This is a genomic window from Nonomuraea turcica, from assembly GCF_030718205.1.
Lineage (GTDB): Bacteria > Actinomycetota > Actinomycetes > Streptosporangiales > Streptosporangiaceae > Nonomuraea.
Genome location: NZ_JAUZQF010000028.1, coordinates 101,405 through 121,347, shown reverse-complemented (window position 1 = coordinate 121,347; position 19,943 = coordinate 101,405). Strand labels below are relative to the sequence as shown.

The 19,943-nt window shown below is 71.2% G+C and carries 16 protein-coding genes; 6 read left to right on the top strand and 10 right to left on the bottom strand.

Annotation, left to right across the window (positions count from 1 at the left end; all coding sequences use genetic code 11):
* Positions 1–62: 62 nt before the first annotated feature.
* Positions 63–1,397 (top strand): MFS transporter, encoded by a 1,335-nt coding sequence (locus Q9G87_RS49015; RefSeq protein ID WP_305923553.1) that lies wholly within the window; start codon positions 63–65, stop codon positions 1,395–1,397.
* A gap of 92 nt (positions 1,398–1,489) precedes the next feature.
* Here the strand turns inward: Q9G87_RS49015 and Q9G87_RS49010 are convergent, their stop codons facing one another.
* Positions 1,490–2,809, bottom strand: coding sequence for an MFS transporter (locus Q9G87_RS49010; RefSeq protein WP_305923552.1), 1,320 nt, complete (start codon positions 2,807–2,809; stop codon positions 1,490–1,492).
* A 256-nt stretch (positions 2,810–3,065) separates the two neighbouring features.
* Between Q9G87_RS49010 and Q9G87_RS49005 the strand changes: the two genes are divergently transcribed.
* The 4 genes from Q9G87_RS49005 (at position 3,066) to Q9G87_RS48990 (ending at position 5,255) form a co-directional block, all read left to right on the top strand.
* The gene (locus Q9G87_RS49005; protein ID WP_305923551.1) at positions 3,066–3,773 is read left to right on the top strand and encodes a sirohydrochlorin chelatase; all 708 of its coding nucleotides are present in this window, start codon (positions 3,066–3,068) and stop codon (positions 3,771–3,773) included.
* Positions 3,774–3,816: 43 nt separating this feature from the next.
* Entirely contained in the window at positions 3,817–4,365 is a 549-nt protein-coding gene (locus Q9G87_RS49000) for a GNAT family N-acetyltransferase (protein ID WP_305923550.1), read from the top strand.
* Between the two features lie 74 nt (positions 4,366–4,439).
* Positions 4,440–4,895, top strand: coding sequence for a hypothetical protein (locus Q9G87_RS48995; protein ID WP_305923549.1), 456 nt, complete (start codon positions 4,440–4,442; stop codon positions 4,893–4,895).
* 105 nt (positions 4,896–5,000) lie between these two features.
* Positions 5,001–5,255 carry a hypothetical protein gene (locus tag Q9G87_RS48990; RefSeq protein WP_305923548.1) on the top strand — a complete coding sequence of 85 codons (255 nt, stop codon included), beginning with the start codon at positions 5,001–5,003 and terminating at the stop codon, positions 5,253–5,255.
* Here the strand turns inward: Q9G87_RS48990 and Q9G87_RS48985 are convergent.
* The 8 genes from Q9G87_RS48985 to Q9G87_RS48950 are packed head-to-tail and all read right to left on the bottom strand — an operon-like array spanning position 5,252 to position 15,990.
* Positions 5,252–5,416: a hypothetical protein gene (locus Q9G87_RS48985; protein WP_305923547.1), complete on the bottom strand. Its 165-nt coding sequence runs from the start codon at positions 5,414–5,416 to the stop codon at positions 5,252–5,254. The genes Q9G87_RS48990 and Q9G87_RS48985 overlap by 4 nt on opposite strands.
* A 44-nt stretch (positions 5,417–5,460) precedes the next feature.
* On the bottom strand, positions 5,461–8,634 hold the full coding sequence (locus Q9G87_RS48980; protein WP_305923546.1) for a tetratricopeptide repeat protein: 3,174 nt from the start codon (positions 8,632–8,634) through the stop codon (positions 5,461–5,463).
* A gap of 45 nt (positions 8,635–8,679) precedes the next feature.
* A complete protein-coding gene (locus Q9G87_RS48975) occupies positions 8,680–10,458 on the bottom strand; it encodes a GH39 family glycosyl hydrolase (RefSeq protein WP_305923545.1) in 1,779 nt (592 codons plus the stop codon).
* 15 nt (positions 10,459–10,473) lie between these two features.
* Positions 10,474–11,970: a glucoamylase family protein gene (locus tag Q9G87_RS48970; RefSeq protein ID WP_305923544.1), complete on the bottom strand. Its 1,497-nt coding sequence runs from the start codon at positions 11,968–11,970 to the stop codon at positions 10,474–10,476.
* 12 nt (positions 11,971–11,982) lie between these two features.
* Positions 11,983–12,804, bottom strand: coding sequence for a carbohydrate ABC transporter permease (locus tag Q9G87_RS48965; RefSeq protein WP_305923543.1), 822 nt, complete (start codon positions 12,802–12,804; stop codon positions 11,983–11,985).
* The gene (locus Q9G87_RS48960; RefSeq protein ID WP_305923542.1) at positions 12,801–13,724 is read right to left on the bottom strand and encodes a carbohydrate ABC transporter permease; all 924 of its coding nucleotides are present in this window, start codon (positions 13,722–13,724) and stop codon (positions 12,801–12,803) included. Before Q9G87_RS48960 ends, Q9G87_RS48965 begins: the two co-directional genes overlap by 4 nt.
* On the bottom strand, positions 13,721–14,998 hold the full coding sequence (locus tag Q9G87_RS48955) for a sugar ABC transporter substrate-binding protein (RefSeq protein ID WP_305923541.1): 1,278 nt from the start codon (positions 14,996–14,998) through the stop codon (positions 13,721–13,723). The genes Q9G87_RS48960 and Q9G87_RS48955 overlap by 4 nt, the downstream gene beginning before the upstream one ends.
* Positions 14,995–15,990: a LacI family DNA-binding transcriptional regulator gene (locus tag Q9G87_RS48950; RefSeq protein ID WP_305923540.1), complete on the bottom strand. Its 996-nt coding sequence runs from the start codon at positions 15,988–15,990 to the stop codon at positions 14,995–14,997. The genes Q9G87_RS48955 and Q9G87_RS48950 overlap by 4 nt, the downstream gene beginning before the upstream one ends.
* A gap of 142 nt (positions 15,991–16,132) precedes the next feature.
* Here Q9G87_RS48950 and Q9G87_RS48945 point away from each other — a divergent pair, with 142 nt between their 5' ends.
* Positions 16,133–16,537 carry a nitroreductase family deazaflavin-dependent oxidoreductase gene (locus Q9G87_RS48945; RefSeq protein ID WP_305923539.1) on the top strand — a complete coding sequence of 135 codons (405 nt, stop codon included), beginning with the start codon at positions 16,133–16,135 and terminating at the stop codon, positions 16,535–16,537.
* A 41-nt stretch (positions 16,538–16,578) separates the two neighbouring features.
* Here Q9G87_RS48945 and Q9G87_RS48940 read toward each other — a convergent pair whose 3' ends face one another.
* Positions 16,579–19,869, bottom strand: a complete 3,291-nt coding sequence (locus Q9G87_RS48940; protein ID WP_305923538.1) for a S8 family serine peptidase — start codon at positions 19,867–19,869, stop codon at positions 16,579–16,581.
* Between the last annotated feature and the right edge of the window lie 74 nt (positions 19,870–19,943).

Genomic DNA, 19,943 nt, shown 5'->3' with positions numbered 1-19,943 from the left:
TCGAATTGTTCAACGATTCTTATGTTGAAACTATCTCCCCCTCGACAACTTAGGAGCAATCGATGTCAAGCTCCGCGCAACAGACCCGGCGGGTGATCCTCGCCAGCCTGATCGGCACGTCGCTGGAGTGGTACGACTTCTTCCTCTACACCACGGCCGCGACGCTGGTCTTCCCCAAGTTGTTCTTTCCCGAGCTCGACCCGTTCAACGCGACGCTGGCGTCGCTGACCACCAACGCCGTGGCGTTCGTCGCCCGGCCGCTGGGCGGCGTGGTGTTCGGCCACTTCGGCGACCGGGTGGGCCGCAAGACCGTGCTGGTGGTGACGCTGCTGGTGATGGGCGTCTCCACGTTCCTCATCGGCGTGCTGCCCGGCTACGCGAGCGTGGGCGTGATCGCGCCGATCCTGCTGGCGCTCCTGCGCTTCGTTCAGGGACTCGGACTCGGCGGCGAGTGGGGCGGCGCGGTGATCATGTCGCTGGAGCACGGCGACGGGCGGCGGCGCGGGTTCAACGCCAGCTGGCCGCAGGTCGGCGTGCCGGCCGGGTACGTGCTGGCGACCGGACTGCTCACGCTGCTGTCGTTCGTCCAGTCGGACGCGGCGTTCCTGTCGTGGGGCTGGCGGGTGCCGTTCCTGCTGTCAGGCGCACTGGTGTTCGTGGGCCTGTGGGTGCGGCTGAAGATCACCGAGTCGCCGTTGTTCGCCGAGGTCGAGCAGCAGGGCGCCAAGGCGAAGATGCCGCTGGTGGAGGTGCTGCGGACGCACCCGCGCGCGCTGCTGTCCGCCTTCACCGCGCGGATCGGGGTGGACGTGGCGTTCTACACCTTCACCGCGTACATCATCGTCTACATCACCGGTCAGCTGGACCTGCCGCGCTCGTACGCGCTGAACGCGGTTCTCATCGGCTCGGCGCTGCAGCTGGCGCTGATCCCGCTGTTCGGGGCGCTGTCGGACCGGGTGGGGCGGCGGCCGGTCTACTTCGCGGGCGTCGTGGGCGCGGCGGTGTGGGTGTTCGCGTTCTTCCCGCTGCTGGAAACGAAGTCGTTCCCGCTGATCGCGCTGGCCGCCGTGGTCGCGCTGATCACGCACGCCGCGATGTACGGGCCGCAGGCCGCGTTCATCGCCGAGCTGTTCAGCACCCGGCTGCGTTACAGCGGGGCCTCCATGGGTTATCAGGTGGCCGGCATCGTGGGCGGCGCGCTGGCGCCGATCATCGCGCTCCAGCTGTTCCAGACGTACCAGACCACGGTCGCGGTGTCGATCTACGTGGTCATCGCCCTGGCCGTCACCACCTTGGGCCTGGCCATCGCGCCGGAGACCCGCGACCTCGACCTCGCCGCCGAGATGGAGCCCGCGCCGCGCCCCGGGATCCCTGGCCAGGTCGGGCCGTTCGCCTGAAGCACCTCCTGGATTGCCGCGAAGGCGGGCGGCGGCTGCCACCGCCGCCCGCGCGGAAGGGCGCGGTTACGTGAGGTCGCCGCCGCAGGGCATCACGGTGTAGGCCCCGGGGAATCCGCGGCCGGTTGTGCTGCCGGCACGCTGAGCGCCGTACGCCATCTGCCCTTGAAGGCCGCCATCGAGACCAGGAACACGACCTGTCCGGCGAGCGCCACACCGAGCCACGTCTGCCAGCCGCCGGTCTCCACCACCAGGGGCGAGACCACCAGCAGCACCACGATCATGACGCGGACGACCATGCCCCAGATGCCGAGCGCCGAGCCCTGCAGCCGGGATTCGACGTCCTCGGCGTTCTCGGAGAAGTTGGCCATCCACGGCACGTACGCGACGCCCATGAACAGGTAGAGCAGCGCGTACACGACGGTCACCTGCGCCGCCGGGACGCCCGGGCCGATCAGGGTGATGAAGTACACGAGCATCGCCACGGTCAGCAGGGTGCCCACGGCGGTGAACGGCTTACGCAACTGGATGCGGTCCGAGACCCGGCCCACGATGACCACGGCCACGGCGTTGAGCACGATACCCAGCGCCACCACCCGGTTGGCCGCCGCCGGGTCCATGCCGAACGCGCCCGTCAGTATGGTCTGGCCGAAGATCGCGAACGTCCAGTAGAGGACCTGCCAGCCGGTGTTGCCCAGGACGTGGGCCCACAGGTGCGGATGCCGGAACAGCTCACGCACCCGGCCGTGCTGGGTCCGCCCCTCGGCCTGCACGGCCATCTCGGACTCGAGCACCGCGGCCCGCAGCGCCGCCGACGGCTCGGCGATCTTCCAGATGATGACGCCGCACATGCCCAGCGACACGACGCCCATGATGATCGCCTGCGACTGCCACGCGTTGCCGAACAACGGCAGCGTGAACCCCGCGATGAACGAGGCCAGAAACGACGCCCCGACGGGACCCCACGTCCAGAACGCGAACGCCTGCGCCCGGCCCAGCCGCGGCGAGAAGTCCCGGACGAGCGAGGCGGTGATCGTGATCCCCGCGCCCTCGATGAACAACATCAGGCAGCGGATCCAGAACAGGCCGGCCACGGAGTCCACCGTGGCGAGCAGGAAGTTGCAGGCGGCCGTGACGGTCAGGGTGGGCACCAGGATCGTGACCCGCCCCCACCGGTCGGACAGGATGCCCCCGAAACCGGCCGAAAGCCCGCCCACGAGCACCGACAGCGCGGCGATCTGCCCGTAGACGGTGAGCGACATGCCCAGGTCCTCCATGAGGAGGGGCAGAATGGTGGCGATCGTGGTCTCGAAGTTGGCCACCAGACTCGCCAGGACCGCGATCGCCAGCAGGAAGATCCGGCGGCGACCGACCGGGTAAACGCCCAGCTCGCGGACATAGAACGGCTTCATGACCCATCCTCCGGGGGACGGTTGTGGGACATCGCTCTAGAACGCGTTTCTAGTTGCTCCAAGCTTTCCGTTTTGTATGGATAAGTCAACGTTCCGAGGGATCACGATGTGATCTCGAGCACAGGGTCAGGGTTGTGACGGAATCGCCATCTATTCACGGAACAACACCCATCGAATGGGCATAAACTGCCCGCCTGTGAGCCTGCCTGTACGTGAACGTTCCCCTCGGCCGGGCGGCGGTCGCCACCGCCGGCCCGTGCCCACGTCCCTGCCGCCGGACGCTCCTGTGCTCGTGCTCGCCACCCCCGGTGACACCGCCGGCGTGGCGGAAGAGATCGCGGCCGTGGTACGCGTGGACAACCCGCAGATCGAGGTCCGGCTGTCGAGCGTCGCCGACCTGGCGGACTCCCTCCCCACCGGCCGCGACGTGGTCATCGTGCCCCTGCTCACCTGGGAAGACCCCGTCGTCATGGCGGAGATCGGCAAGGCCGTGGCGGCCGGCGGCTCCGGAGCCGCGGTGTCCGACGCGCTCGGGCCGCACCCGCTGCTGGCCGAGGCGCTGCACATCCGGCTCGCCGAACGCGGCCTGGCCCGGGCCGACCGCGTCCGCCTGCTGAACGTCTCCAGCCCCGTGGACGCCGTCATCCTCGGCACCGTCGGCGGCGAGCGCGCGGTGCGCGCCGTGCAGGCCACCGCGGTGCTGCTGGCCTCCCGGCTCACGCTCCCGGTCGTGGCCGCCGCGCTCGACAGCGAACCGGGCGTGAGCGTCGCCGCCCAGCGCCTGCGCGCGGCCGGCGCCGAGCGGCTGGCGATCGCCCCCTGCATGATCGGCCACGAGGCGCCCCCGGGGATCGTCGAGCGGGCCGCCGCGGAGATCAACGCCGGGCATGCGGAGCCGCTCGGCTCGCACAGCGCGGTCGCCGAACTTGTCGCGCGAGCTTACGGCAGTCAACTCGCGACTTGACAAGGGCTTGTAAAGATCACGGAACTCGCGTTACCGTCTGCGCATGCGCCAGGTGGTGTGGAACAGGGAACGACTCGGCCTCCGTGACGTGACCGAGGCCGACGTGCCCGCGCTGCACGCCATCTACGGCGATCCCACCGTGACGCAGCACATGCCGTTCGCGCCGCGCACCTTGGGCGAGGTCGCGGACCTGGTGGACGAGGCCATGGCGGCGGTCTGCGCGCAGCCGCGGCTGCTCTACGTGATGGCCGTGGTCGACGCCGAGCGCCGCGACCTGATCGGGGTGGCCCGCCTGAGCATCGAGTCCGAGCACCCGCACAGCGCGGAGATCGGCTTCGGGCTCCACCCCGACGTGTGGGGCCGCGGGGTCGGCACGGATCTTGTGCGGCTGCTGCTGTCGTTCGGGTTCAAGGAGCTCGGGCTGCACCGGATCTGGGGTGCCCGGGCGCCGGCCAACCTGCCCGCGCAGCTGGCGATGCTGACGGCGGGGATGGTGGAGGAGGGCCGGATCCGGCACCACGTGCACACGCCGCACGGGTGGCGCGACTCGATCGTGCACTCGGCACTCGAGGACGAGTGGATCGATCGCTGAGCGGCCGGTGTGGCGGGCACGCGGATTGTCGGTGGGCCACCCTACGATGAGCCTCCTCACGGAGGGATGAGCCTATGGTCGACTCGCTGATCGTGCCCCTGTTCGTCACGACGGACCTGCCGCCTGAGGCGGACCTGGCCGAGTTCGGGGCGTTGCTCGCCGGGACGGCGCGCGTGCTGGGCCACGAGGGCGCCGGCTACGAGGCGTTCCTGACGGGCAAGGTGTTCTGGCTGGACCGGCCCGTGCTCCCCGAGCAGCGGCCAGCGGCCGAGACGGAGTTGCGATTCGCGGGGATGCTGGGTTACCTCGCCGCTTCCGGCTCCGGCCACACGGCCAGGGACGTGGTCGGGGACGTGCGGCAGGCGATCGGCGAGGCCGTGGCGAGCCGCTACGGCGACGTGGGCGTGGCTCCGGCCGTGTTCATGATCCGCGACCAGGACGTCCGCGAGCGCACCCCGGAAGCCGCCCTCTACGTCGACACGCCCGACGGCACGGCCGAACTCGTGAGTGCGGCCAAGTCGTACCTCTAGTCAGAAGGTCTCGCCGCGTGCCATGGTGAACGAAGATCCTTCCGGCGGGCCCGGCACACGGCGCGAGACCCGCTGGTGGCGGTCTGAACGACGAGGAGGTTTCCCATGGCGGTGCTCGGCGCGATCTGCTTCGGGCTGGTGATCGGGTGGATCACATACCGGACGCTGCGCCGCAGGGAGGGCGCCGTGGGTCTGACCGACCTCGCCACGGTGCTGGCCGCGGTGGGCGGCGGGGCGGTGACGGCGTTGTTCGACGTGCCCGAGGTGTTCGGGGCGTACGCGGTGGGGCTCGCGGTCGGCTTCTTCGGCTACCTGGTCGTGGCCACGCTGATGCCGGACTCGAAGTGGATGGACCACTAGTCCGGGAGGCCGACCAGCACGTACGGGGCCCACAAGTCGGGCTCGGCGGCCCCGTACAGCTCGCGCAGGTCCAGCACGGCGTCGCGCAACGCCTGCGCCGGCCCCCGCGCCGGGGCGGAGCCTCGAACGGCGCCTCCGCCGGAGGTGGCGAGGCCCGTCAACGGACATCAGCGTCCGCATTCCCCGATGAAGTGCGGCTCTTGGGTCACCGCCCCGCCGGACCGATCGGCCCAGACCAACCACCGCCTTCCTTCAGCGGGTCGGCGACGGCCAAGTCGAGGGCTGCGTGCAGGCGCTCCTCCGCCTCCGCGAACTCGCCCCGCCGCAGGTCGAGCACGGCGCGGTGCAGGGTGGCGACGAAGAGGGCGTCGAGGTCGCCTTCGCCGGCGGCCAGCTCCAGCGCCCGCTGCAGCTCCGGCAGGGCGTCGTCCACCCGATCCAGGCCGGCCAGGCAGAAGGCGCGCATGGTCAGGGCGACCGCCTCCTTGGCGGGCGCCCGCATCCGGGCGAACGTCTCCCCCGCCGCTCCGAACTCCTCCAGCGCCCGCACGACATCACCCTCCGTGTACGCGAGCACGCCCAGGTTGTAGCGGACCGAGGCGGAGCCGTCATGGTGGCTGATCGCCTCGTACTCGCGTTCCGCCAGCTCGAAGGCGGCCCTGGCGCCTGCGGCGTCGCCGGTGGCGCGGCGGCGTTGCGCGATGCGGTACCACTCGTCGGCGGGATCCCGGCGCTCCCCCCTCCGCCGTACGACCTCCACCACGCGAGCCTCGCAGGCGGCGGCCTGCGGGCGGTGGCCGCGCCCGGCCAGCAGGAGGGCGTGCGCGTCGAGCGCCCGGCACGCGTCCTCCCACGCCCCGGCGGCCTCCAGCTCGATGGCGCAGGCGGTCATGCGCTCCACCGCCGCGGTGAGGTCGCCCTGGTCGACGGCGGCGCGGGCGGCGGGGATCAGCGCGGTGGCCGCCGGTTTCTGCTCGCCCAGCGTCAGGTACATCTCACGGGCCCGGGCCGCGCACGCCACCGCCGCGGCCGGATCGCCGGCGGCCAGGTAGGCGTCGGCCGCCTGGGCCTGGTGTGACGCCTCCTCGGCGGCCAGTCCGGCGGCTGCGTACAGGGCGGCCGCGCGGAGGTGCCGGTCGACGGCGCGGGCGGCGTCGCCAGCTCGTAGGAGGACGACGCCCATGCTGGCGAGCTGCCGAGCCTCGGATCGGGTCTCGCCCAGGGCGCGGTAGACGTCCGCCGAACGTTCGTATGCCTCCAGGGCCTGGTCCGGCTCGTCCAGCTCCGCATGGTTGAAGCCGAGCCTGGAGAGCGCGTCGGCGGTCCTGGCGCGCTCGCCGGCTTCGTCGAACGCGGCCGCCGCCCTGGCCAGCACGGCGTTGGCGGGCCTGAGGCGGCCCAGCTCGGCCAGTCGGAGCGCCGCGGACAGCAGGAACCCCCCGCGATCGCCCGGCGCCTCACCGCGTTCACCGGCCGGGTCGAACTGGTGCTCGGCGAAGCGGAGGAGCTTGAGGGTCAGGTCCTCGTCCGAGGTCAGGAGCGCGAGCTCGACGGCGGCCTGCACGAGGTGCTCGTCCATCGCCGGCGGCGGGCCGTCGAGTACGGCGGACAGCCGGTCCAGCAGGTCGGCGTCGCCGTCCCTGGCCAGGGCCAGGGCTTCGCTCAGGTCGCGGGCGTCGCCCAGGGCGGAGAAGCGGGTCAGCAGGGCGTGGGACAGCAGCCGCTGGGCCGGGGCCTGGTCGCGGGAGGTCTTCACAGCCAGCTCGAGGCCTTGGCGGGCGGCCAGGACGGCGTCGTTCACGTCCTCGGCCCGCGCTCCCCCGGCCCGCGCTCCCCCGGGCGGCGCTCCCCCCGCCAGCGCTCCCTCAGGCGGCGCTGGAGCCGGGTGGGTGGCGCGCCATTGGAGCACCTCCGACAGGCGGCCGTAGGCGTCGGCGCGGAGCGTCAGGTGGTCGGCGGAGGTGAGGGTCTCGCGTAGTGCGGTGACCGCCTCGTCCGCTGTCGCGGGGGTGAGGCGCAGGCTCAGGGACTGGGCGAGCAGGAGGAGTGCTTCGGGCCGGGCGGGGTCCTGCTCGGCGTGGGCGGCGAGGGCCGCGCGGGCGGCGGTGATCGGCTCCGTGGGGTCGCCTCCGGTGACCACGGCCCGCTCGAGCAGCGCGTTCGCCAGGGTGGCCAGCAGGCGGGCGCGGTCGGGGTGGCTGGGCGGGGCCGGTCCGGCCGCTTCGCGGATGGCGTCGATGGCCACGTCCAGGTCGGCCTGCTCCCCGGTGACGCCGTAGCGGCGCCACCGGCGCTCGGCCAGCAGTGCGAGGCGCACGATCGGGTCGGCTCCGAGCCGGCCCACCGACTCGCCGCCGACCTGGGCGAACGAGTCCGCCCGTCCGCGGGCCGGCTCGCCGGGGGCGACGCCCAGGGCGTCCAGCATCTCCCGGCCGGCCTCGAGCGAGCGCTCGTCCCCCGTGACCACGTACCACTCGACGAGCCCCGCCGCGTACGGCGCCAGCACCCCGGGATGCGCCCACTGCTCGTGCCAGAAGTCCAGCGCGCACTGCCCCACCCTGATGAACGCCAGCAGGTCGTCGTCCAGGACCGAGCCGGCCGCCCGAGCCCGCGTGAGCTCCACGAGCGCCAGCAGCGTCTGCGACCTGTCGCGGCTGCCCGGCGCCGATTCCGCGGCCGCGAGGTAGGCCCTGACCAGGTCCTCCTCGCCGGGCGCCGCCAACGCGAGCGCCGCGGCCAGCTCCGCCCGGTAGGCCACCTCGCCGGGCGCCCCCAAGGCCGCCCTGAACAGCACGTGCACGGCGTCGTCGAGGAGCTCCCGCGCGCCCGTCTGCCCGTGCAGCCGGACCAGCCCGCCGCCGAGCAGCGCGAGCGCGCCGGGCGCCCAGGATGGGTCGGCCGAGCGCATGGCCTGCTGTAACAGCAGCTGCTCGAGCCGGTCGGCGGCGTCCACGGTCGGGTGGGCCACCGCACGGCGGACCAAGGCGTGGATGAGCAGCCCGACGTGCTGGTACGCGGCCGGGTCCACGTGCAGGAAGATCTCCTCCAGCAGCCCGGCCCACGTGCCGGCCGATTCGCCGGGCGGCATGCCCGAGCTGCGCAGCTTCTCCGGCAGCCGCCCGGGGTCGACGACGGCTACGGCGGCGAAGAAGGCGCCCGCGACCGCGGCGTCCTGCGTGGTCCGCTGGTCGAGCCGGTAGCGGGCCAGGTGGAGCATGCCGATCAGGCGCCAGGCGGCAGTGTCGGACCGGTCGCCGGCGCACGCCCGCATCGCCTGCTCGGCCTCGTCCAGCGCCGCGGGATCCCAGATCAGCCCGGGATCCGCGGCCTGCTCGAACCGCTCGATGCGGGCGGCGAGCGCCGCGGCCGGATCGGTCATGGGCACAGGGTCCCACCGGCGGACGCGCCCGTACAGGACCGCGGCTCAGCCTGACAGCTCGATGAAGGACACCCCCGGCATGGGCAGGTCGAAGCGCAGCGTGACTCCGGTGCCGGTGACCGTGGCGGGCGGGTCCAGCTCGTCGAGGGTGTTGGCGGCGCGGAGTTTGTCCCACTGCTCGTCCGCCGGCCAGTCTCCACCCCCCATAGCGTGCCAGACGGTCTCGATGTTGGAGTGATCGTGGTCGATGCGGTGGTGGGTGAGCGTGCGTGGGCGGCCGTCCAGGCCGTCGACGGTCAGGGTGATCGTGCGGGCCAGCTCGGGGGCGCCGGTCGCCTGGGAGTGGTTGAGCGTGCCGTTCCAGAGCAGCACGCCGATCCGGCCGTCGTCGTGCCGGGCCGCCCACGCCTCCACGCCGGCCACGTCCCCCTCCAACGTGGCCGGCAGCTCGGCGTCGCCGAGGCGGGCGGCGAGCGCGAGCGCGTGGAAGCGGGGTTTGCGCAGGTTGCCGACGGTGAGGAGGCCGAAGCCGCCATGGAAGAGCCGGGGCGGCCGGCCCAGCTCCTCGAAGTGGTCGGAGGCCACCCAGTGCGACAGCGCGCCGATCCTGCCCGCGGCCGACTTCATGCCGTGCAGCAGGAACGCCGCCCCGAACGGCCCGTCGCCGATGCCGTGGAAGTGGGTCGGCGTGGGACCCCATTCGGTCCACCAGATGGGGATGTCCCGCCCGTGCCTGGCCAGGGCCGGGCGCCAGTCGAGCGGGGCGTTGCCGTAGGTGTGCGTGGACAGGAAGTCGAGTGCCGCCCCGGACTCGGCGACGTGGGCGAGCAGCTCCTCGATCCAGCCGTTCGCGGCCGAGGCGGGGCCGCCGACGCGCAGGTCGGGGTGCACGTTCTTCACGGCGGCGGCGGTGACGTCGTAGAGCAGGAAATACTCCTCGGGCGTGCCGGACCAGAAGACGGCCAGGTTGGGCTCGTTCCACACCTCGAAGGCCCAGTGGTCGATCAGCTCGTGGATGCCGTACCGGGCGGCCAGGTGCTCGACCAGGGCCCGCACCAGATCGCCCCACGCTTCGAAGTCCTTGGGCGGCGAGATGATCGCCTCATAGCCGAACACGGTCTTGGACGGATCGGCGGCCAGGTCCCGCGGCATGAACCCGAGCTCCACGACCGGGCGCAGACCCAGGCCGGTGACGGTGTCGTAGACCCGGTCCACGCCGCTGAAGTCGTAGACGTCTCCCTGCTTGTACACGCCCAGGTCGTCGCAGAGGATGCCGTGCGCCCGCACCGTCTCGACGCCGAGCTCGTCCCGCATGATCCGCAGCGCCTCGGTCAGCTCCTCGCCGATGGGCCGCCCGCCGCTCTCATCGGTGTTGAGGAGGTACGACAGGTGCTCCGAGCCCACCATGAGCTTCCATGGGCGCGGCAGGTCACCGCTCGTCCGCCGGGCGTCGACGTGGACGGAGACCTCCCGGGCGGACGCGGCGGGCCCGGTCTCGACCGCCGGAGACAACGGCCCGATCGTGTCCATCGCGGAGATGGCGGCCACCGCGTAGTCCGCCGCGCCGTGGCCCGTGTCGACGTACCGGCAGGACGGGACGGCCGGCACGTCCACGTCCGGCTGCCCGATCGGCTCCTCGTCCCTGTGCAGCAGGTAGCCGATGGCGCCGGGCACGGGATCCCAGGTCAGCGTCACGGCCCCGGCGCCGGGCACCGCCCGGAGGCCGGTCGGGGCCTCTAGGACGGGCCGGGAGGCCGCGGTGATCTCGCCGGACGCCTGGCCGATGCGGTCCTGCCAGTCGCGATGGGCGGGCGTGTTACTCAATGGCTCTTCCCCGTTTCATCGAACATCCCATTCCTCGAGCTGCATCACCGGGCGGAGCTTGGCCTCAACGCCGGAGCCGGCGAAGTAACGGTGCAGGTTGCCGCCGGCGAGCACGTTGCCGAGGGCAGCCATGACCATGCCCTGGTCGAGCGCCAGGTACCACGTCGACACCACCCCGGAGCGGACGGCGATCGCGTCGTAGAAGCCGCCGGGGCCGTAGGCGTCGAAGTCGCGGCGCAGCTTGGCCAGGTTGTCCATGGCCGCCGCCTTCGCGTACGGCAGCGCCAGGAAGCTCGCGTGCGGCGTCACCACGCCGTCGCCGTAGGCGGTGGGCTCCGGCTGGGCGGGGCGGCAGCCCTCGTAGCCGGGGTCGGTGCTGGTGCGCTCGCGGTCGGAGGTGTAGCCCGGCGCGTCCATGCCGAGCGGGTCCACGCCGTACTCGCGGTAGCCGCCGTGCGGGTCGTTGGACGGGGAGAAGCCCCAGTAGCCGTACTTGGCCTCGTTGAGCCCGTGCTCGATCTGGGCCTGGACGAAGACCGGGTGGTTGCGGCCCCAGCTGCGCGGCGCCCACGCCGCCTCGGGGACGACGAGGTCGGGCATGAGGGCCTCGAACATGGAGCCGCCCCAATTGGGGACGTACCGCATGCCGCGGTAGCCGTAGGTGCCCTCCCAGACGTTCACGCCCAGATACCGCTTCCACGAGCCGACCGGCTTCTGTTCCTGCCAGCCGAAGTCGCAGCCGTTGTCGGGGAAGGTCCGGTACGGGCCGAAGTAGCTCTCGCGCGGGAGCTGGCCGAGCGCGATGCCCACGTACTGGCCGATACGGGTCTCGGCGGGCGCGCCATAGTGGTGGCAGGTGGAGTAGACGGTCGTGCCGGTGCCGGCGTAGTCGCTCTCGACGTAGCAGCCGTCGGGCGGCTCCGGCCAGAATCCGCCGCGCAGCAGGCCCGTGCCGGCATCAGGGCGGGCCGCCGGATCGTAGTACGACGTGAAGTTCATCGAGGTCAGCAGCCGGTTGGAGCGGACGGCATGCTGCGGGGTGGCGTTGCGGACCATCATGAGGGCCGTGGCCAGCCAGCCGTTGTCCACGCTGGAGGCGAACAGCCGAACCTGGTCGCCGGTCTCCGGCCAGGTGCGGACGAGCTGGAGGGTTGCGGGGTCGTACCAGTTGTAGAACTGGCCGGTGGGGGCGTTGCGTTCCAGCCGCTCCAGCGCCGTGAGGACCCTGCCGATCCTGGCGGCGGCATCCTGGCCGGTGATCAGGCGCAGGTCGCGGGCGGTGAGCGTGCTCCACAGGTACGTGCCGATGTTGGTGGGCGAGGTGACCTTCGCCCGGGTCTTGAGGTCGCCGGTCACCTTGTCGGCGGGCAGGCCGGTGGCCGGCTCGACCATGGCGGCCATCGACCGCCAGGTGTCCTTCGCGTAGCGGTGGAGCGTGCTGTCGGCGTTCGCGGGAGCGGCCGGCACCGTGAGCGCCAGCACGACTAAGCCGGACAGGACGGTCTTACGCATGAGGGGCTCCTCTTACTTGAGTCCGGAGGTGGCGATTCCCTGGATGAAGAAGCGCTGCAGGAACACGAACAGGAACAGGATCGGCGCGATCACCACGACCGACCCCGCGACCAGCAGGTTGTAGTGGGTGCCTTCGTTGCCGTTGAGGATGTTGAGCGCGACCGGGAGGGTGTACATGTTCTCGCTCTGCGCGACCACGGCCGGCCACAGGAAGTTGTTCCACGAGCCGAGGAACGTGATCAGCCCCAGGGTGGCCAGCGGCGGCCCGCAGAGCGGCAGGATGATCGTGAAGAAGATCCGGAACTCCCGCGCGCCGTCCACCCTGGCCGCGTCGATCAGCTCGTCGGGCAGGTCGGAGATGAACTGCCGCATCATGAACACGCCGAGCGGCGTCACCACGGTCGGCAGGATGATCCCGATGAACGTGTTGACCATGCCGAGTCTCGCGATCAGCACGAACTGCGGCATCATGAGCACGATCGCCGGGATCGCCAGCTGGACCAGGACGAGCCCGAACGCCAGATTCTTGCCGCGGAAGTCGAGCTTGGCGAAGGCGTAGCCCACCATGGAGCAGAACAGCAGGTTGGTGGCCACCAGCACGAGCGCGATGATCATGCTGTTGGCGAACGCGGTGCCGATGTTCACCCTCTCGAACAGCTCGGCGAAGTTGTCCAGCGTCCACGTCTCGGGCCAGAACGTCGGCGGGTCGCGCCTGATCTCCCGCTCGGGCTTGACCGCGCTGAGCGCGGTCCACAGGAACGGCCCCACGACCAGCGCCAGGCCGAGCGTGAGCCCGAGGTAGACGACCGCGTGCTGGCGGCGAGTCCTCTTCACCTGCTCCTCCCCAGCCTCAGCTGCAGGACGGCCAGCGCCACGATCACGGCGAACAACACCGTCGAGGCGGCGCCGGCGTAGCCGTAGTTGCCGACCCCGAACTGGTTGAAGATCGCCAGCGACGCCGACAGCGTGGCGTTCAGCGGTCCGCCGCGGGTCATCACCAGCGGCTCCTCCAGGAACTGCATGAACCCGACCGAGCTGTAGACGGTGCAGAACAGCAGCACGGGGCGGAGCGAGGGCACGGTCACCGAGCGGAAACGGGCCCACCGTCCGGCGCCGTCCACCTCCGCGGCCTCGTACAGCTCTCTCGGGATGGTCTGGAGCGCGGCCAGCAGCACGACCATGTTGAAGCCGAAGCTACGCCAGGCGGTCATGACGATGATCGCGGGCAGGGCGGTGCTCTGGTTCTGCAGCCAGTTCGGGCCCTGGACGCCGACCAGCTCCAGCAGCCGGTTGACCAGGCCGGCCTCGGGCTCCAGGAGGAACTTCCACGCCACGGCGATGCCGATGATGCTGGTGATGTTCGGCAGGTAGTAGCCGAGCCGGAAGAACGCCGCGGGCAGGCGGGCGATGCCCGAGTTGAGCAGGACGGCGGCGGCCAGCCCGAGCCCGATGGTCAGCGGCAGCGTCGTGACCACGAACACGAGCGTGTTGACCGCCGCCCGCCGCATGGCGCCGTCGTTGACCAGCCGCAGGTAGTTGTCGACGCCGACGAGGTCGACGGCGAACGGGTTCGTCACGTCGGTGCTGCGCATGTCGGTGAAGCTCATGCCGATGCCGACGAGCAGCGGCCCCAGGTAGAACACCACGAACAGCACCACGAACGGCAGGATGAACATCCAGCCGATCCAGCTCCGGCGTAACGCGATCCGGACGACGTCCGCCGCCCGTCCCGTCGTGGGGACCGCCAGGTTCACAGGCCGGTCCCGATCGTGTCGGCCTGCGACTGGATGGACTTGGCCGTCTGCTCGGGGGTCTGGGCGCCGCGGGCCAGCTTCTCCAGCTCCGCCTCGAGCACCCTGGCCACCTGCTCCCACGTCGGGAACGGCGGCGGCGTCTTGGCGTCCTTGAGCTGCTCGCCGAAGACGGCCAGCTGCTTGTCGGCGGTCAGCTCGGGCTCCTGCCAGGCCACCTGCACGGCAGGCAGCGCCTTGACCGTCGTATACCACTTGGCCTGCACCTTCGGCTCGCTCAGCCACTGCAGGAACGTCCAGGCGGCGTCACGGTTCTTCGCCTTCTTGAACACCGCCATGGCGGAGCCGCCGATGAAGCTGGTGCCCGAGACGGGCCCCTTGGGGTAGGGGGCGACGTCGAACTTGTCCTTGAACTCCGGCCCGCCGTCGTTGTTGAGCACCCCGATCATCCACGGGCCTGAGAAGAAGCCGCCGACCTCGCCCTTGATGAAGGTCTGCGGGAAGGCGCCCTCGGCCGTGTTGGTCGGGGCGAGCTTCTGCTTGAACAGCGACTCGTACTGCTTGAGTGCGGTCACCGCCTCGGGGGTGTCGAAGGTGTATCGGCCGTCCTTGACGATCTCGCCGCCGGCCTGCCAGATCAGCGGCAGCGTCTCCTGCCAGGACGCGCCGAGCGTGTAGCTCTGCTGGAAGCCGTCCTTGGCCCCGCCCTTGTCCTTGAGCGCCCTGGCGAACTCGGTGAACTCCCGCCAGGTCTTCGGCGGCTCCACTCCGGCCTTCTTCGCCTGGTCGGTGCGGTAGTAGAGGACGCGGGTCTCGACGTACCACGGCACCCCGTACGCCGTGCCGTTGAGCTCGACCGTCTGCCACGCGCCGGGGAAGAACGCCGCCTTGTCCACCAGATTGGGCGGGGTGGGGTCGAGGGCGCCGGTCTTGGCCAGCTCGCCCGACCAGGTCGAGCCGATCATGCTCACGTCGGGGGTGGCGCCGCCCGCGATGGCCGCGGTGATCTTGTCATGCGCCACGTCCCATCCGATCGCCGTGACGTTGACCTTCACGCCGGGGTTGGCGCTCTCGAAGTCCTTGACGAACGTGCCGAGCGCCTTGCCTTCCTCCCCCATCGCCCAGACCGTGACCTCCCCCGTGACCTTGCCGGTCGTGACGTTCTGCGCCTGCTCGGGCGCCTGGGCGGCGTCGCGGCCGCAGCCTGCGGCCAGGATCGCGAGAGCCAGCAGGCCGCCGATGGCGCGGGCTCCGGCGCGCCGGGTGATGGTGTTCACGTTCTTACCTCCTGGGGGTGGGGACCGCAGCTGGCGCGCACGACCAGCTCGGTGGTCAGGATGAGGTGGCTCGGCGTGTCGCGGACGCCGGTGATCAGCTCGTCGAGCGCGCGGGCGGCGCGGGCGCCGAGCTCGCGCATCGGCTGGCGCACGGTGGTCAGCGCGGGTCTGGCGTGGCGGGCGGCCATGATGTCGTCCCAGCCGGTGACGGCCACGTCGCCGGGCACGTCGAGGCCGAGCTCCTCGGCGGCGAGCAGCGCCCCCAGCGCCACCTCGTCGTCGGAGCAGACGATGGCCTCCGGCCGCTTGTCCTTGAGCAGCGCCCTGGCGGCGTCGAAGCCGCACTCCACGGTGTACTCCCGCGTGGCCACGGCCTCGATCGCGCCGCCGAGCACCGACCGCACGCCGCGCCAGCGCTCGTCCACGTCGTCGCCGCTGGTCAGCGGCGCGCCGAGGAACGCGAAGCGCTCGTAGCCGTGGCCGGCCAGGTGCTCGGCCAGCGCCCGCGCCGAGGCGGTGTTCTCGCTGCGCAGCGTGTCCGCGCCGGGCAGCGGGTCGCGGGAGATGACCACCAGCCGCACGCCGAGCCTCACCAGCTCGGCGATCAGCGGGTCGGGGACGGCGTGGCCGAAGACCAGCAGGCCGTCCACGCGCCCGGCCAGGTCCTTGATCAGGTCGTTGACCCTGGTGCGGCCCTTGGTCGACAGGATGACCACCGAGCGGCCCAGCTCGGAGGCGACCTCCTCGTAGCCGAGCAGCACCTCGGTGTAGTAGGGGCCGGCGAGGTCGGGGAAGACGACGCCGTTGGCGGCGTGCCGGCCCTCGGCCAGGCTGACACCGAGGCGGCTGGGCGTGAAGTTGAGCTCCTCGACGGCCTTGAGCACCTTCTCGCGCGTCTTGGCCGCGACGGGTCCGGTGCCGCGCAGGGCCCTGGACACGGTCGCGATCGACACGCCGGCGCGTTGGGCCACCTCGTAGATGGTCACGTCCATAGAGCCACTCCTTTGTGTAAGCGCTTTCATCATGGGGCGGTGTAAGCGCTTACACAAATGCAGTGTGCCAGTCTTGTTAACTTCTCGTACAGACCCCGTCGAGTAACGGTGAGGTCACGCCGGAGGTGGGTAGCTGCACGGCATGCTCTATGGCAAGGAACACGTCCGGCGCTATCAGGAGACCGACGGCGCGGAAGGACACGACTGGAACAACACCACAGTCCTCCTCCTCACCACCAAAGGCCGCAAATCGGGCAAACCATACACGACCCCGCTCATCTACCAGCGGCACGGCGACGACCACGTGGTCGTGGCCTCCAAGGGCGGGGATCCCGACCATCCCGAGTGGTACAAGAACCTGAAGGCCAACCCTGACGTCGAGGTGCAGGTCAAGGGCGACAAGTTCAAGGCCCGTGCCCACACGGCGAGCGGCGAGGACAAGCCCGTGCTCTGGCGGCTCATGACGAGCACGTGGCCGGACTACGACGAATACCAGCGCAAGACCGACCGCGACATCCCGGTCGTCGTTCTCGAGCGCATCACCTAAATGGCCGGAAGGCCCCGCCGAAGCGGGGCCTTCCGCTTGAATCACTTGATCTGGTACGCCCTGATGACGGTCTCGGCGAAAGCGTTGCCGCCGGTGTCGGCGGCCTTGACGCGCAGCGAGGCGAATGTCCCCCGCGCCCCGGCCGGGTGCCAGGTCTCGGCGGACCAGCCGCCCTTGGCCGACGGATGCACCAGCGTGGGCAGCCAGGTGCGGCCGTCGTCGTAGGAGATCTCCACCGTGAGCGTGCGCAGCTTCAGGTCGGGCGAGCCGTCCTGGCGCTGCAGGCGTAGCGGGATGCGCATGTGGCCCACGGCTGCCCGGTTGCGCTCGTCCAGCTCTGGGCTGATCTTGACGGCCAGCAGCGGCAGCACCTGCCGCTTGCCCGGCTCGGGGGTCTTCGACCGGAACCGCCACTCGGCGCTGACCCGCGTGGACATCTTGGTCTGGGCCGGATCGCGGTCGGCGGTCATGGTGAGCCGGTAGTCGCTCTCCTTCTGCTCTGCGGGCACGTCGATCCAGCCGGGCAGGTAGTCGGCGGCGTAGATCTCCTTTCCGTCGCGGTAGAGCTTGGCCTGCGGGGAGGCGTACTCGCCGTAGGAGATGCGGTCGGGGGTGCCGTCCTCGAACAGGCCGGCCGCGAACTGCAGCATGTTGTCCTCACGCCAGTTGAGGTCCCCGCCGGGGCTGAGCCCGGCCGCGAAGACGCCGTTGTTCCAGCGGTCGGTGGTCTTCTGGCCGGCCCGGTAGACGGTGGTCTTGCCGAAGAAGAACTGGTCGAGGTCGTTCAGGCCGTCCGGGGGCGTGCGGTACTGGACGAAGGACGGGTACCAGCCGGTGTCGCCGGGCGTGTAGTACTCGGTCCTGCGGAAGGGCAGCGAGAGGCGGGAGACGTGGCTGTAGGGCATCCACGCCAGCTCCGTTCCGTACAGCACGGGCAGCGCCATGTGCTCGCCGAACTTCACGTCGTGCTGCGTGGCGTACGTGGAGGTGACCTCGGCCAGGTCGCGGCGGCGCGGGCGGTAGCCGGGGTCGGCGGGGATGCGCGGCTCGGCCTTCATCAGGTGGTAGAAGTACGGGCTGTCGTCATAGCTGCCGTCGTCTTTGGGCTTGGCCCACTGGGTCCAGCGGTAGTAGGCGAAGTTCTTGCTGGCCGTGCGGGTCGTCGGGATGGCCTTGATGCCTTCGATGCGGTCCGCGCCCCACAGGGAGTTCAGGTCCACGTCCAAACCGAAGGGCTGCATGCCCTCGACGAGCTGCAGCATGCCGAACAGGCCGATGGCCAGCCGCGCGGTCGGCTCCTCTGTACGCACGTCCACCGGCTTGGCCCGGCGGGCGTCGGCGGTGACCGTGCGGTCGGCGTCGAGGGTGAACTCCGGCTCGGCCGCCATCACCAGCGTGCCGTCGTGGTCGGCCATCAAGGTGACGACCGTGTAGCGGTGACCCTTGAGCAGCCGCAGGTCCAGGGTGCCGCCGGCGATGTCATAGTTGGTCTGTTCCTTGACGTCGAGGTCGATCACCCCGGCGAAGGCGTTCTGGGCGGGCCGCCCGTCCGTGCCGGTGAAGGTCAGCTTGAGGCCGCGCTTCTCCGGTTCGACGCGCATGCCGATGCCGGTGCGTACGGTGACGCCGCCGCCCTCGGCCACGACCGTGCCGCTGTAGATGCCGGTGGCGCCGGGCCGGGCGGTCACAGTGACCTGGGCGGTGCCGTGCGCGGGCACCTCGACCGTGGTGGCGCCGAGCGCGAACACCGTCGCCGGCTCGCCGTGCCCGTCCTTGGCCGTCACCTCGAGCTCCAGCCGGATGGCGGCGTCGCCGTCGTTGCGGTAGGTGAGCGTGCGCTCCTTCGGCTGGGTGTCGGGCAGCTCGACGTCTCCCATGGAGAGCGAGACCGGCTCGGCCGTGACCTGCTGGGTGATGGCCCGGGCGACGTCCACGCGGCCGGAGCCCTGGACGTAGGCGCCCAGCTCGGCACCGGGGGCGGTGGACGCCATGAGCGCGGCCTTGATGCGGCCGGCCTTCCAGTCGGGGTGCAGGCCGGCGACGATCGCCGCGGCGCCCGCCACGTGCGGGGTGGCCATGGATGTGCCGCTCATCGCCGTGTAGGAGTCCTCACCGGGTTGTCCGGCGGCGGCCCTGGCGGCGACGATGCCCACGCCGGGCGCGATGAGGTCCGGCTTGACCGCGGCGTCGCCGGGGCGCGGGCCGGTGCTGCTGAAGTCGGCCACCCTGTCGGCGTCGCGGTGGGAGGCGCCGACCGACAGCGCGCTGTCCGCGCTGCCCGGGGAACCGAGGTGCTGGGGCCCGTCGTTGCCCGCGGCGATCACGAACAGCGTGCCGTACTTCTCCGTGAGGTTGTCGACGGCCTGCTCCAGCGGGTCGGTGCCGGGCGCGTCGGGGCCGCCGAGGCTGAGGTTGGCGACGCGGGCGCCGTTCTCCGCCGCCCACGTCATGCCCTCGATGATGCCCGAGTCGGGACAGAACCCGCTCTGGTCGCAGACCTTGCCGACGAGCAGCCGGGCGCCGGGGGCGACGCCCTTGTGCGTGCCGCCCGAGGCGGCGCCGGAGCCGGCGATCGTGGAGGAGACGTGGGTGCCGTGGCCGTGCAGGTCGCGCGTGTCCGGCTCGGAGGTGAAGTTCTCGGCCTTGACGACCAGGCCCTGCAGATCGGGGTGGGCGGGGTCGTAGCCGGTGTCGAGGACCGCGACGGGGACGTCCTTGCCGGTGTGGCCGGCCGCCCAGGCCGCGGGCGCGCCGATGTGCGGGACGCTGACGTCGAGCGACACCTTGGCCTTGCCGTCGAGCCAGATCTTCGCGGGCGTCACCGCCGTCCTGGCCTGCGCGGTCAGTGTCTTCCAGAGCGCACCGGTACGGGGCTCGTTCCTGGCCACGCCGTTGATCGCGGGCAGCGGGCGCCCGCCCGCGGCCCTGAGCGTGGCGACGCCGGCCTGCTCCGGGTACGTCAGGATGAGCGGGAGCCCGGGGCTGGCGGCGTCGTCGTAGCCGAGCGCGGCCAGCTTGGTGACGTTGAACAGCCGGGGGTCTAGTGTGCCCGTCGCCAGGAGGGGCATGGCGTCCACGGGCACGATACTGAGCCCCTCTGTGGACCGGCGGTGCACGAAGTCGATCTTCTCCCGGCCGGGGGCGGGAGCGATGTCGAGCTGGGTCTGCTTGTTGGGGAGCGCGCGGAGGGTGACCTTGTCCCCGGTGATGAGGGTGATCGTCTTCGCGGGCTCTACCTGGGCGGGGGGCGGGGTGGGTGCCGCCTGAGCCGGTACGGCGGCCGTTGTGACGGCCAGTAACACGGCGCCCAGAAGGGGGATTCTCTGTTGCACACCCCGCTTTCTAACTGCCAGTGAATTTTGGGGACAAGGTGATTCCTGTGGCCTATTGCGGCAACTGCCGGAAA